The organism is Haloferax sp. Q22 (assembly GCF_001482285.1).
Classification (GTDB): Archaea; Halobacteriota; Halobacteria; order Halobacteriales; family Haloferacaceae; genus Haloferax.
This window is the reverse complement of the sequence record NZ_LOEP01000033.1, coordinates 197,909-209,828: the sequence shown is the minus strand read 5'-3', so window position 1 is coordinate 209,828 and position 11,920 is coordinate 197,909. Positions and strand designations below refer to the sequence as shown.

At 66.5% G+C, this 11,920-nt stretch carries 12 protein-coding genes and 1 pseudogene; 6 read left to right on the top strand and 7 right to left on the bottom strand.

Annotated elements, in window-relative coordinates; all coding sequences use genetic code 11:
• The 4 genes and pseudogenes from AM590_RS16380 to AM590_RS16365 all read right to left on the bottom strand — a co-directional run.
• Window positions 1–333: pseudogene (locus AM590_RS16380) on the bottom strand (hypothetical protein); the annotation flags it as partial.
• A gap of 86 nt (window positions 334–419) precedes the next feature.
• On the bottom strand, window positions 420–827 hold the full coding sequence (locus tag AM590_RS16375; protein WP_058828385.1) for a DUF5802 family protein: 408 nt from the start codon (window positions 825–827) through the stop codon (window positions 420–422).
• Window positions 828–1,046: 219 nt separating this feature from the next.
• Window positions 1,047–1,367 carry a hypothetical protein gene (locus AM590_RS16370; RefSeq protein ID WP_058828384.1) on the bottom strand — a complete coding sequence of 107 codons (321 nt, stop codon included), beginning with the start codon at window positions 1,365–1,367 and terminating at the stop codon, window positions 1,047–1,049.
• Window positions 1,357–2,397: a zinc-binding dehydrogenase gene (locus tag AM590_RS16365; RefSeq protein WP_058569097.1), complete on the bottom strand. Its 1,041-nt coding sequence runs from the start codon at window positions 2,395–2,397 to the stop codon at window positions 1,357–1,359. The genes AM590_RS16370 and AM590_RS16365 overlap by 11 nt, the downstream gene beginning before the upstream one ends.
• Window positions 2,398–2,631: 234 nt before the next feature.
• Between AM590_RS16365 and AM590_RS16360 the strand changes: the two genes are divergently transcribed.
• The 3 genes from AM590_RS16360 to ilvD all read left to right on the top strand — a co-directional run bounded on the left by AM590_RS16360 (window position 2,632) and on the right by ilvD (window position 5,927).
• On the top strand, window positions 2,632–3,435 hold the full coding sequence (locus AM590_RS16360; RefSeq protein WP_082677751.1) for a winged helix-turn-helix domain-containing protein: 804 nt from the start codon (window positions 2,632–2,634) through the stop codon (window positions 3,433–3,435).
• Between the two features lie 95 nt (window positions 3,436–3,530).
• A complete protein-coding gene (locus AM590_RS16355; protein ID WP_058828382.1) occupies window positions 3,531–4,076 on the top strand; it encodes a molybdenum cofactor biosynthesis protein B in 546 nt (181 codons plus the stop codon).
• Window positions 4,077–4,172: 96 nt separating this feature from the next.
• On the top strand, window positions 4,173–5,927 hold the full coding sequence (ilvD, locus tag AM590_RS16350) for a dihydroxy-acid dehydratase (protein WP_058828381.1): 1,755 nt from the start codon (window positions 4,173–4,175) through the stop codon (window positions 5,925–5,927).
• A 49-nt stretch (window positions 5,928–5,976) separates the two neighbouring features.
• Here ilvD and AM590_RS16345 read toward each other — a convergent pair whose 3' ends face one another.
• The 3 genes from AM590_RS16345 to AM590_RS16335 all read right to left on the bottom strand — a co-directional run bounded on the left by AM590_RS16345 (window position 5,977) and on the right by AM590_RS16335 (window position 7,579).
• On the bottom strand, window positions 5,977–6,237 hold the full coding sequence (locus AM590_RS16345) for a hypothetical protein (protein ID WP_058828380.1): 261 nt from the start codon (window positions 6,235–6,237) through the stop codon (window positions 5,977–5,979).
• 99 nt (window positions 6,238–6,336) lie between these two features.
• The gene (locus AM590_RS16340) at window positions 6,337–7,296 is read right to left on the bottom strand and encodes a D-2-hydroxyacid dehydrogenase (RefSeq protein WP_058828379.1); all 960 of its coding nucleotides are present in this window, start codon (window positions 7,294–7,296) and stop codon (window positions 6,337–6,339) included.
• A 55-nt stretch (window positions 7,297–7,351) separates the two neighbouring features.
• Window positions 7,352–7,579, bottom strand: coding sequence for a hypothetical protein (locus AM590_RS16335; RefSeq protein ID WP_058828378.1), 228 nt, complete (start codon window positions 7,577–7,579; stop codon window positions 7,352–7,354).
• Window positions 7,580–7,904: 325 nt separating this feature from the next.
• Between AM590_RS16335 and AM590_RS16330 the strand changes: the two genes are divergently transcribed.
• The 3 genes from AM590_RS16330 (at window position 7,905) to AM590_RS16320 (ending at window position 11,753) form a co-directional block, all read left to right on the top strand.
• Window positions 7,905–9,290, top strand: coding sequence for an NAD(P)/FAD-dependent oxidoreductase (locus AM590_RS16330; protein ID WP_058828377.1), 1,386 nt, complete (start codon window positions 7,905–7,907; stop codon window positions 9,288–9,290).
• Window positions 9,291–9,332: 42 nt separating this feature from the next.
• Window positions 9,333–9,776: a hypothetical protein gene (locus AM590_RS16325; protein WP_058828376.1), complete on the top strand. Its 444-nt coding sequence runs from the start codon at window positions 9,333–9,335 to the stop codon at window positions 9,774–9,776.
• Window positions 9,777–10,070: 294 nt separating this feature from the next.
• Window positions 10,071–11,753 (top strand): NAD-binding protein, encoded by a 1,683-nt coding sequence (locus AM590_RS16320; protein ID WP_058828375.1) that lies wholly within the window; start codon window positions 10,071–10,073, stop codon window positions 11,751–11,753.
• Window positions 11,754–11,920: the final 167 nt, after the last annotated feature.

Sequence of the window (11,920 nt, the reverse complement as noted above, 5' to 3'; positions counted from 1 at the left end):
GTCGGCGACGGCGGCGGTGAGCGCGCCCTCCGCGTCGGTCGAAACCGAATCGAGGCGGGACAGTACCTCGCGGAGGCGGTCGCCGCGGAGGTCCTCGGTCCCGCGGAAGTCGAGGGAGTCGTCCTCGCCCGAGAGGCGCTCCACGCGGTCTTCGAGTTCGGTGACGCGGTCTTCGAGGCGGTTGACCTCCTTTTCGGCCTCCTGTCGCGCGCGTGCCGCCTCCTGTCGGCGGTCGGACTCGCCCTCCAGACGCCCGGCTAACGCGTCGCGTTCGTCTTCCAACTCGGCGATGCGCTCTTTGAGTTCGGCTCGACCCAACAACTCGTCCAGCATACACGGACGCGTGCGGGCCGACCACTTGAGCGTTCGGACGCGAGGCGAGCGGGACCGTTCCGCCCGCCGCGACTCCGAGGAACGTCTTACGCCAGCCTGTCGTCCGGACGGTCCGGGCCGGGGCCGCCGGCGTCACCGGGACCGCCGGGCGCGAGGTCGTCGAGGTCGTAGCCGGCGTATCGGAGCAACTCGGCCGCTCGCGGGGCGTCGGCGAGAAGCACCGGCCTGTCGTCGGGAAGCGCGTCGGAGTCCACGGCGTCTCGGGGGAGTGCGAGTGTCCCCGAGGGGACGCCGTCGTCGCCGACGACCGGGAAGTGGGCCGTGTCGAGTTTCATCACGAGCGGGTAGTCGACTCGCTCGACGCCGCGGCCGTCCGTGTAGACGCACTCGTTGAGTCGCTCGTGTTCCGTTCGGTGAATCGCCGCCTCGGCCCCGTCGTACGGTTCGACGTACAATCGGCCGAGGAAGTAGCTGCTGGAGAACCGTTCGAACATCTGTGCGTGTGAATGTCAACCATGGAACGGGATAAGCCTTGTCGGAACCATTTATATCGACACGCAATTCCACCGGGGAGAATCAGAGACGGCAGGTGACACCGGCAGACGGGAGCGTGAATCGAGCGCGAGAGAATCGGGCGTGAAAACGGGCGTTGCGTCTCGCTCGCTTCGAGGGAGCGGTTTCGGCGGGTCGAAGCGGGCGCGGTTACGGGCGGTTCAGTCGTCGCCGCGGGTCGCCGCGGTCATCGACCAGACGGCGACGAGGCCGAGCGCGAGCGCCGGGAGCATCGGCAGGGCCAGCATGGCCGCGAGGTACGGCAGGCCGGCCATCGCCGGGAGCGACGGCACGAGGTACACCGCGCCGGGGATGACGAGGAAACAGAGCGCGACGACGCCGACGAGCACCCAGCCGCGGTTGCCGAAGCCGGTCGCCTCCGGCTCCGAGCTACCGCCGCCGACGGCGACGCCGTCCGGCCGGTGGACGTAGGTGTCGGACTCGGCGGTCGCGTCGTCCCGAGCCGTGGTGTCAGAGCTCACTATCGGGGATTACGACCACCTTGCCAAAGCCCTGTCGCTCCTCGATGAGTTCGTGCGCGCGGTCGATTTCGCTCATCGGGAGCGTCTCGCGGATGCGGGGTTCGAAGGTGCCGTCCCAGACGAGGTCGAGCACCTCGTCGGCCTCGCCGGGCGTCGCCATCGTCGAACCGATGACCGAGAGCTGGTTCCAGAAGATGTAGTTGAGGCCCGCGCCCGGGTCCGGTCCGGTCGTCGCCCCGCAGGTGACGACGCGGCCGCCCTTGACGAGGCTCTTGAGCGACTGCTTGTAGGTGGCCTCGCCGATGTGGTCGACGACCATGTCGACGCCGCGACCGTCGGTGAGCTTCCGTATCTCCTTCGAGAAGTCGTCTTCCTCGTAGTTGATGACGTGGTCAGCGCCGCACTCTTTCGCGTACTCCAGTTTCTCGTCGGTGGAGGCGGTCGCGTACACTTCCGCACCCGCGTAGTCGGCGATTTGGACGGCTGCGTGGCCGACGCCGCCGGACGCGCCGAGAACGAGCACTTTCTCGCCGGGGCGCAGTTCGCCGCGGTCGACCAGCATCCGCCACGCGGTCTGGAAGACGAGCGACGCGGAGCCGGCGACCTCCCACGGCACGTCCTCGGGGACGGGCACGAGGTTCTCCTCGGGAATCGCCGCGAACTCGGCGTGGACGCCGCGGACGTGCTCACCGATGATGTGGAAGTCCGGCGCGAGCGTCGGGTCGCCCTTCCGGGAGAACTCGTCGCCGCCGCCGGCGACGCCCGCGATGAGCGCGACGTGGTCGCCCGCCTCGAACCGGGTCACGCGCTCGCCGACCTCGGTGACGACGCCGGCCATGTCGCTGCCGGGGATGTGCGGCATCTCCAACTCGACGCCCGGCAGCCCCCGTCGCGTCCAGATGTCGAGGTGGTTGAGCGACGCCGCCTTCACGTCGACGAGAACCTCGTCGGGGCCGACCTCCGGGTCCGGGAAGTCGCCATATTCGAGGACGTCTCGGTCGCCGTGTTCCGTGAATTGGACCGCTTTCATCTCGACCCGACCGATGAAGTGCAGGAACTAAAGTGTAGGTTTACGCCAATTGTCTTTCCTCTTTTTCGACAGACAACGACAACCCACAGCTCCAAAACCTATCGGTGCGAAGACATATACGACACAGGGTTCCCAACACAGTCAGGTTTGGCAGTCATCCGCTGACGAGCGCTCGGCGGGCCGAATGGACGGGGCCGGTGGTCGTCAGATACTGCTCGAAGGAGAATCACGTACGTGAACAGAGACGAGACTTCAGCACAGCTCTCGCGCCTGCTCATGAGGCGGTCGTCGTTCGTCCGGTCGCTCGCGGAGCGACCGCGAGACAAGCGCGGGCTCGCAGACGACCTCGATACGTCGCGTTCGACGGTCGACCGCGTCGTCCGCGAACTGCTCGACGCCGGGCTCGCCGAGCGCAGCGACGGCCAGTACCGGCTGACGTGCGTCGGTCGGCGCGCGCTCGACGCGTACGACGAGTGTCTCGACTCGCTCCGCGGCGTTCACGCGGCCCGTGACCTCCTCTCGATGCTGCCGGCCGACGCGCCCTTGGACCCCGCGTTCCTCACGGGCGCGACGGTCCATACGTCGACGCCGAATATTCCGGACAGCGCGATTCAGGAGCTGTTTTCGAGCATCGAGCACGCGGAGCGAGTCTACGGTGTCGCCCCGGTCGCGCTCGTCGGTCAGCTCCGCCCGTTCTACGAGACGGCGACCGCCGGTGGGACGGTCGTCGAGATGATTATCGCCGACGAGCTGTTCGACCGGCTCGTCGCCGCGCCGTCCTCCCGCACGGTCATCGAAGACCAACTCCGACACGAGTCGGTGACGCTCTATCGCGGGTCGGTTCCGTTCCGGTTCGGTCTCTGGGTGACAGAATCGGAGGCGGGCATCGTCGTCTACACTGACACCGGCGTCGGCGGGGTCGCCCGCAACGACACCAAAGCCGCGGTCGAGTGGGCCAACGAGCAGTTCGAGACGCTCCGCGAGAACGCGGAACGGCTGACGCTCGACTCGCTCGACGAGGTCACAGACGACGGGTGAGCCGCACCGCTCTGCGGTGAACCGTCCGGCCGCCGCGAGCCAACGACCGCCGGGGCGACGCGGGAACTTTATCGCCGGACGACGAAGCCGCGGCCGTGAGCGACCACGACCACCATCACGGCGAGGGAGACCACGACCACGACCACCATCACCACGACATCGACGCCCTCGAAGCGGCGGTGCTGACGATTTCGTCCACCCGCGACGTCGACGACGACCCCGCCGGCGACGCGATAGCGGAACTGCTCCGCGAGGGCGGACATTCAGTGTCGGTCCGGCGGGTCGTCGACGACGACTTCGACGCGATACAGACCGCGGTCTCGCGGATGGCCGACCGCGGCGACGTCGACGTGACGGTCACGACCGGCGGAACGGGCGTCACGCCCGACGACCGGACCGTCGAGGCGACGGCACAGCTGTTCGGGAAGACGCTCCCCGGCTTCGGCGAACTGTTCCGGCGGCTCTCGTACGACGAAATCGGCACCAAGGTCGTCGGCACCCGCGCGACCGCCGGCGTCGTCGACGGGATGCCGACGTTCTGTCTGCCGGGCAGCGAGAACGCCGCCCGGCTCGGGACCGCGGAGATAATCGTCCCCGAAGCGCCGCATCTCACCGGGCTGGCGCGGCGCGACGCGGAGTAGGAAAAGGCCCTCAGAATCGTGGGTCGTCGGGCGAATCCGACTGCAACGTCTGCCCAGTCGCGGCCATTTAAGTTCGCGCACACGCTCCGAAGAGGTATGAGCCAGCAGTCCCCACGCGAGGAGGACCCGGACGACGTGTTCTCCAGCGGCAAGGACCCGAACCTCCGGAGCTCGGAGGTCACAGAGGGTCCCGACAAGGCCCCGCACCGTGCGATGTTCCGCGCCATGGGCTTCGACGACGAGGACTTCTCGTCGCCGATGGTCGGCGTGCCGAACCCCGCCGCGGACATCACCCCGTGTAACGTCCACCTCGACGACGTGGCCGACGCCGCAATCGAGGGCATCGACGCCGCGGGCGGGATGCCAATCGAGTTCGGGACCGTCACCATCTCCGACGCCATCTCCATGGGGACCGAGGGGATGAAGGCCTCGCTCATCTCCCGCGAGGTCATCGCCGACTCCGTCGAACTCGTCTCCTTCGGCGAGCGCATGGACGCGCTCGTCACCGTCGCCGGCTGCGACAAGAACCTCCCCGGCATGATGATGGCCGCCATCCGGACCGACCTCCCGTCGGTGTTCCTCTACGGCGGCTCCATCATGCCCGGCCAGCACGAGGGCCGCGAGGTGACCGTCCAGAACGTCTTTGAGGGCGTCGGCACCTACGCCGAAGGCGACATGAGCGCCGACGAACTCGACGACCTCGAACGCCACGCCTGCCCCGGCGCGGGCTCCTGCGGCGGGATGTTCACCGCCAACACGATGGCCTCCATCTCCGAGGCGCTCGGACTGGCCCCGCTCGGGTCCGCGTCCGCGCCCGCCGAGTCCGACGAGCGCTACGAGAACGCCCGCCGCGCCGGCGAGGTCGTCCTCGACTGCGTGGAGAACGACCGCCGCCCCTCCGACATTCTCACGAAGAAGTCCTTCGAGAACGCCATCACGCTGCAGGTCGCCACCGGCGGGTCGACCAACGCCGTGCTCCACCTGCTCGCGCTCGCCGCCGAGGCCGGCGTCGACCTCGACATCGAGGAGTTCGACGAAATCTCCCGGCGCACGCCGAAAATCGCCAACCTCCAGCCCGGCGGCACGCGCGTCATGAACGACCTCCACGAAATCGGTGGCATCCCGGTCGTCATCCGCCGTCTCGTCGAGGCCGACCTGTTCCACGGCGACGCGATGACCGTCACCGGCCGCACCATCGCCGAGGAACTCGACCACCTCGACCTGCCGGACGACGACGGCCTCGAAGCGGACTTCCTCTACACGGTCGACGAGCCGTATCAGGAGGAGGGAGCCATCAAGATTCTCACCGGCAACCTCGCGCCCGACGGCGCGGTCCTGAAGGTGACCGGCGACGACGCCTTCCACCACACCGGTCCCGCCCGCGTCTTCGAAAACGAGGAGGACGCGATGCGCTACGTGCAGGAGGGACACATCGAGGCGGGCGATGTCATCGCCATCCGCAACGAGGGACCGCGCGGCGGTCCCGGTATGCGTGAGATGCTCGGCGTCACCGCCGCCGTCGTCGGACAGGGTCACGAGGACGACGTGGCGCTCCTCACCGACGGCCGATTCTCCGGCGCGACGCGCGGTCCGATGGTCGGCCACGTCGCCCCCGAGGCGACCGAGGGCGGCCCCATCGGCCTCCTCGAAGACGGCGACGAAGTGACCGTCGACATCCCGAACCGCGAACTCTCCGTGGACCTCACAGACGAGGAACTCGAAGCGCGGAAGGAAGACTGGGAACCCAAGCCGCCGGCGTACACCTCCGGCGTGCTGGCGAAGTACGCCCGCGACTTCGGCTCCGCCGCGAACGGCGCGGTGACGAACCCGGCGCTCACGCGCGACGAATAGGGACGAGTCGCCGCGGCGTCTCCCGCGACGCGGACGCCGTCGTCCGTCGTCAAAACAGGTGCACGCCGGACGCCCGGTACAGGGCGAGCACCCCGATTCCGAGCGCTGTTCCGACCGGAACCAGCAGAACCACTTTTCGCGGCTGTTCGGTGAACCCGTAGACGCACAAGCCGAACGGGACGGACAGCAGCACGTCTATCGTCCACTCCGGGAGGGCGGGCGAGAGCCCGGACCACGGGAAGGCAAAGAAGACTCCGACGCCGGTGAAAAAGGCAAGAATTCGGTTCCACCGCCACGATGAGAACTGCACGGCGCAATCGACAGTGGCAACCAAATTGACAGTTTCGGTGCGGAACCCGGTCGCGGCGTCACCGACTCCGCACTCGCGGAGCCGCCGGTTCGGCTCGGGTTAGACCACGCGGTTCCGCAGGTCGTCGTCCCCGGCGTCCAGTTTGTCGAGGTTCTCCGCGATGATGTCGGCCATGCGCTCCCAGTACTTCGGGGTGTGGCCGGCGTTGTGGGGCGTGATGAGGACGTTCTCGAAGTCCCAAAGCGGGTGGTCCGAGGGGAGCGGTTCGGGGTCGGTCACGTCGAGTGCTGCCCCACGGATGCCGTTGCTTCGGAGTTGGGAGACGAGCGCGTCGGTATCGACGACCGGGCCGCGGCCGACGTTGACGAGGGCGGTGTCGGGGGCCATCGACGCGAACGCATCGGCGTCGACGAGGCCGCGGGTGGCGTCGGTCAGCGGGCACGCGATGACGACGTAGTCGGCGCGGGCGAAGGCGTCGTGGAGGCCCTGCTCGTCGTCGAAGCCGACGACCTCGTCGGTCGGGCCGCCCTTCTCCGGCGAGTAGCGCACGCCGACGGTCTCGACGCCGAACGGGTCGAGTCGGTCCACGATGGATTCGCCGAGCGCGCCGAGGCCGACGACGGCGACCGTCGAGTCCTGCAGTTCGACCGTCGGGTACGACTGCCAGACGTTCGCCTTCTGCTGTCGCTCCGCGACGTGGAAGCGGCGGGCGAAGTAGAGGAGGCTCCCGAGGACCTGTTCGGCGATGTTCGGACCGTGGACGCCGGAGGCGTTGGTGACGGCCACGTCGCGGGCCTCGAACGCCTCGATGGGGAGGTGACCCGTGCCGGCGAACACGCAGGCGAACAGGTCGAGATTCTCGGCGGCTTCGAGGGCCGCTTCGTCCGCGTCGAAGCCGGTGGCGACTCGCGCGCGAGAGAGGAGGTCGCGCTCCTCCGCGGGGGTGGTCGCGAGGGCGACCTCGCGGTCGGGGAGGCGCTTGCGGAGCGTTTCGGCGTACGCCTCGGCAGACAGGCCGTGAATCTTCTGCCGAAGCACCGCGATGTCTGGGTCGGTCATGCTCGATGATTCTCGAAGGCGGTGATGAATCTGTCCGATTCGACCGGGTGTACGCTCACTCGATGGGCTCGCGTCGCCGCGGGCGACGTTTCGAAATCGTCCGGGTGACCGCGACGGCATCGACTGTCGGGTCGACGACGAACCGCGTACCGTCTTGGCCGAGTTTCCACGCAACGGGCGCATACCCCTGTGGGGCGGGGCCGCCGTCGACGAAGACGAGGTCGCCCGTCTCGTCGCGAAACACGACGGGCTCTCTCGGCTCGTCCGGCTCGTCTGCGGTCATTGACTCGGAGCTACCGCGCACGCCGTGATAAACCTCCGTCTCTAGTTATCAGACGCAGTATTTAGTGGGTATCGCCCGGGAAAACCAATAGCAGTCGCCGACATCTACGTCTTCTCGAAATTATCTCTGACCGTATCGCAATGCGCGGCGCGGAGGCCGTCGGGATGTCGCCCCCCGAAGCGTGGTCGAACGATGACGCGCCGGGCTGCGGACGCACCGTGCGACCGAAACACGGCCGGAGCGGTGCGTAGACACGCAGTATCGAAACCGTCGGACGCCGCGTCGGTTCAGGGGGTTTAATACCCGAGCGAAGTGCTGTAGCGGTATGGAACGCGTAGATGTCGCCATCATCGGCGGCGGTCCGGCCGGCACGTCGGCGGCACACGCCGCGGCCTCGGCCGGAGCCTCCGCTCTGGTCCTCGAAAAGGGCGTCCCCCGAGCAGACCGACCGGGCCTCGGGCCCGATTCGACGGACGCGGCCGGTATCCTCGACTACTGGGTGGACATCATGGGCATCCACCCCGACGAGTTCCCCGACGACGTCGTGCTCGACATCCTCGACCGCGCGGAGTTCATCGGGCCGAACGAGTCGCTGACCCTTCGGAGCACCGGCATCGACTCCTCGTACGACGAGTTCGGCTACACCTTCCACCGCGCGAAGTTCGACGACTGGCTCCGCAGTCGCGCCGAAGACGCCGGCGCGGAGTACCGCGTGAAGGCCTCTGTCCGCGACGTGGAGACCGACCTCGACGCCACCGGCGACGATCCCCGGCACGTCGTCCGCCTCGCTAACGGCGAGGACGTGGGCGCAGACTTCGTCGTCCTCGCCGACGGCCCCCAGCGGACGGTCACGAACAAGGTGCTCGACGACCTGCTTTCGTTCCCCATCACGGACCGCCTGTCGTCGACCGAGGCGAATCACATCGCCTATCAGGAACACCGCGAGTTCCCGCCGGAACTGTTCGACGAAGTCGACGGCGCAATCAAGTTCTGGTGGGGTTACATGCCCGGCCACACGGCGTATCCGTGGATTTTCCCGAACGACAACAACGTCTGCCGGGTCGGTCTCACGATGCCCATCGGCCTCGACATCGACGAGGTCGAGGACCGCGATGCGTACAACCTCCTCCGCGAGGACGACGAGCGCATCCCGCAGGGCCGCGAGTACGTCCGCCGCCTCCTCGAACAGGAGTACGGTGACGAGTACGACATCGACGAGGACTTCCCGCTCGTCGAGGACCGCGGGAAGACGAAGGGCACCGAGACGTACGCCATCTCCTCGACGCGCCCCATCGACTCGCCCGCGTCGGCCGGCATCGCCGTCACCGGCGGCGCGATGGGCGCGACTTCGGCTTTCCACGAGGGCGGCGACCACGTCGCCGTCCGGACGGGAGCCATCGCCGGCGAACTCGCCGCCGAGGGAGACCTGAGCGACTACAACGAGCGCTGGAAGGACGCCATTGGCGACGAGATTCTCCGGAACGTCGCCATGGCCGAAATCGTCCACGACTACGGCCCCGGCCAGTGGGACAAGACGTTCAAGGCGGCCCGGAAGCTCCTCGAAAAGGACGAGGGCTACAAGGCGTTCGGCGCCTCGAAGCTCACCGCCGGGTTCAGCGCCGCCAAACTCGCCACGCAGTACCAGCGGACGAAAATGAAGTACCGCAAGGGCAAGTACGTCCAACTGCGCGAAGACGAGTACGCGCTGTAATCGACGGAAGACTTATCAGTTTCTCCGAATTTCTGTCAGTCGATGGCCGGCCGAGCCTCTCGCCGTCAGCTGCTCCGTCGCGGAGCCGCGGCCGTCGGCGTGGGGCTGACCGGCGGCCTCGCCGGCTGCTCGTCGCTTCGGGGGTGTACGTCGGCCGAAATCGTCCTCCGAGCGGAACTGGTCGGGAACGCCCCCGACGGAGCGACCGTAGTCGACGCCGCCGACCCGCGGGTCGCGAACAGCCCGTGGGTGCTGAGGGTGGTCGAAGCCGCCGCCGAGGGCCACCCGCGAGAGTCGAGTATCTCCGACTGCCTGAGCGACTACGACGCCCTCCGCGCAGACCTCGACGCGCTCCCGTCGGTCGACCGGTCCGAAGACCGCCTTTATTTCGTCCGCGTCGACGGCCAAGTCGTCCGGCTTCGAGCCGCCTTCTTCGCCGGCGACGACGCCCGCCGGTCGGAACTCGTTTTACCCCCGGTGCGCTAGGGTCGAGTGCGTACCTCAAGTCCCCGTCCGAGTATTCCCACTTTGGGAGCGATGACAGCACGGCGAACCCGGGTGCGCAATAGCTACTGGCCGGCTGACGCCGGCGTACTTCGGAACGTCCGCGCCCGAAAGACGGACCGCCCGGCACGAGGGTTTCCCGGTTGACGCGGCACGCCGCCTCGGGATGAGACCGGCCGTTAGTGTTCTGGGCGACATTCTACGCCCGATGAGAGGGTTCACTACGAGGAGGGCGTACTGTTTTCTTCGCTTCCGCACTACTGTACGTGTCTCACAATGTCGCCACTCCCCGAGTCCATTCGTCGGTTCGAACCAAGCCGTCGAATCCGACACGTCATCTACTACCTCACCGGGCTCGTGTTACTCATAGTCTTCTACACAGTAGCATACAACTACGCACTGGCGCGGCTCGAAGGCGCCAACCAGTCCATTTTCGCCTCGTTCGAGTTCGTCATTCAGACGATGACCACCACGGGCTACGGGCAAGACTCGGATATCTGGAGCCATCCGCTGATGTTCCTGTTCGTCGTCTTGATTCAGATTTCCGGTATCGCAGTCGGGTTTTTCACCCTCCGCCTCATCATCATTCCCCTGTTCACCAGCGCCGAGGTCAACCTCGACGACCGACTCAGCCCGAAAAACGGCCACGTCATCATCTGTGAGTACCGCCGGGACTCTGCAATTCTCCTGGACGAACTCAGAGAATTTGGCATCGATTACGTGCTCATTTCGTCCTCACGGGAAGACGCCGAATCACTTTCAAATCGTGGCTACGCCGCCATTCACGGCTCTCCACAAGCGACGACAACGTTTGAGCGAGCCAGCATCAAGACTGCACGGACGGTCATTACTGACGCCGGCGATGCGAACGTCAACACGATACTTACCGTCCGAGGAGTACGGCCTGATATCGACGTCATCGCACTGACCGACGACAGCAGAATGGAGGAGGTACTGCGTACCGTCGGCGCAGATACCGTGCTGTCACCGCACGGCGTTTTAGGACACCGTCTCGCAGAGAAAGCCGTCGCCTCGTTCAGCTCTGAACTGCGAGACACCATCGAACTCGGGGGAGACACGAGACTGATGGAGCTCCCAGTCTCCGAATCGAGCGAGCTCGTGGGGCGTAGTATCAGAGAAACCAGGGTTAGAGAGCGAACCGGTGCCAATATCGTCGGTGCGTGGATCGACGGCGAGCTACAGTTGCCACCCAGCCCAGACGCCGTCGTCCGTCCGAACACCGTTCTGTTAGTGTCCGGGGAGGAAGCCGCACTCAAGAACCTGAGCGAGTTCACCCGGCCACCCCGGTCGTTCACCGGACACGAGCGTTTCGTGCTCGTGGGGTTGGGAGAAGTCGGTCGCGCCGCAAAGTCGGTCATCGAGGAGTCTAGTGGAGAAGTCGTCACAGTTGACGTCGAGGACCGCCCGGGCGTCGATATCGTCGGCGACGGAGGGGACCGGGAAGTATTGCTCGCCGCAGGGGTCGAAAGCGCCGGGGCAATCATCATCGGCGTCCCAGACGATTCGATTGCGCTCTTGACGACCGTGCTCGCACAGTCGATCAACCCCGAGATAGAGGTTCTCGTCCGAGTTGGAGACGCAGAGGCCACCCAGAAGGCGTTCAGCGCCGGCGCCGACTACGTCCTCTCGGTCCCGCGAGTGAGCGCGAGGATGGTCGCAAAGGAGCTTCGAGGTGAGGACGTACTCGCGCCGGCGAGCCAGATTCGCCTCGTTCGCGTGCCGTCCACACCGTTTTCGGGGTCGACACTCGGAAACTCCCGCATCTACGAACAGACCGGCTGTCGCGTCATCGCTATCGAGGACGGTGACGGACAAACAGTTTCGGTCGACCCCCAGTGGCAGTTCTCCGGGGACGAGCGAATAACCATTGTCGGGGGTGACGAGGCGGTACAGAAGTTCCTCAAGCGATTCGACGTTTCCCCAACTGACCTATCCTGATAGTCGGCCTCGTTCGGCAGCGTGAGACACAACGTTCGTCATCGGCGCCGGTATCACGCTTCTCACATGATTACGAGGAGGAAGCCCACGAGTTTACTCGTGGGAGGAATCCGACAAGCAACTCCACCAACCACGAGCGATAGCAAGCAGACTCCCCCACGTCAATC

What these genes read in the sequence shown, in the direction of transcription:
- AM590_RS16365 (WP_058569097.1), bottom strand. Translation starts at nt 2,397, where the DNA reads ATGAAAGCGGTCCAATTCACGGAACACGGCGACCGAGACGTCCTCGAA.
- ilvD (WP_058828381.1), top strand. Translation starts at nt 4,173, where the DNA reads ATGAGCCAGCAGTCCCCACGCGAGGAGGACCCGGACGACGTGTTCTCC.
- AM590_RS16325 (WP_058828376.1), top strand. Translation starts at nt 9,333, where the DNA reads ATGGCCGGCCGAGCCTCTCGCCGTCAGCTGCTCCGTCGCGGAGCCGCG.
- AM590_RS16375 (WP_058828385.1), bottom strand. Translation starts at nt 827, where the DNA reads ATGTTCGAACGGTTCTCCAGCAGCTACTTCCTCGGCCGATTGTACGTC.
- AM590_RS16320 (WP_058828375.1), top strand. Translation starts at nt 10,071, where the DNA reads ATGTCGCCACTCCCCGAGTCCATTCGTCGGTTCGAACCAAGCCGTCGA.
- AM590_RS16330 (WP_058828377.1), top strand. Translation starts at nt 7,905, where the DNA reads ATGGAACGCGTAGATGTCGCCATCATCGGCGGCGGTCCGGCCGGCACG.
- AM590_RS16335 (WP_058828378.1), bottom strand. Translation starts at nt 7,579, where the DNA reads ATGACCGCAGACGAGCCGGACGAGCCGAGAGAGCCCGTCGTGTTTCGC.
- AM590_RS16340 (WP_058828379.1), bottom strand. Translation starts at nt 7,296, where the DNA reads ATGACCGACCCAGACATCGCGGTGCTTCGGCAGAAGATTCACGGCCTG.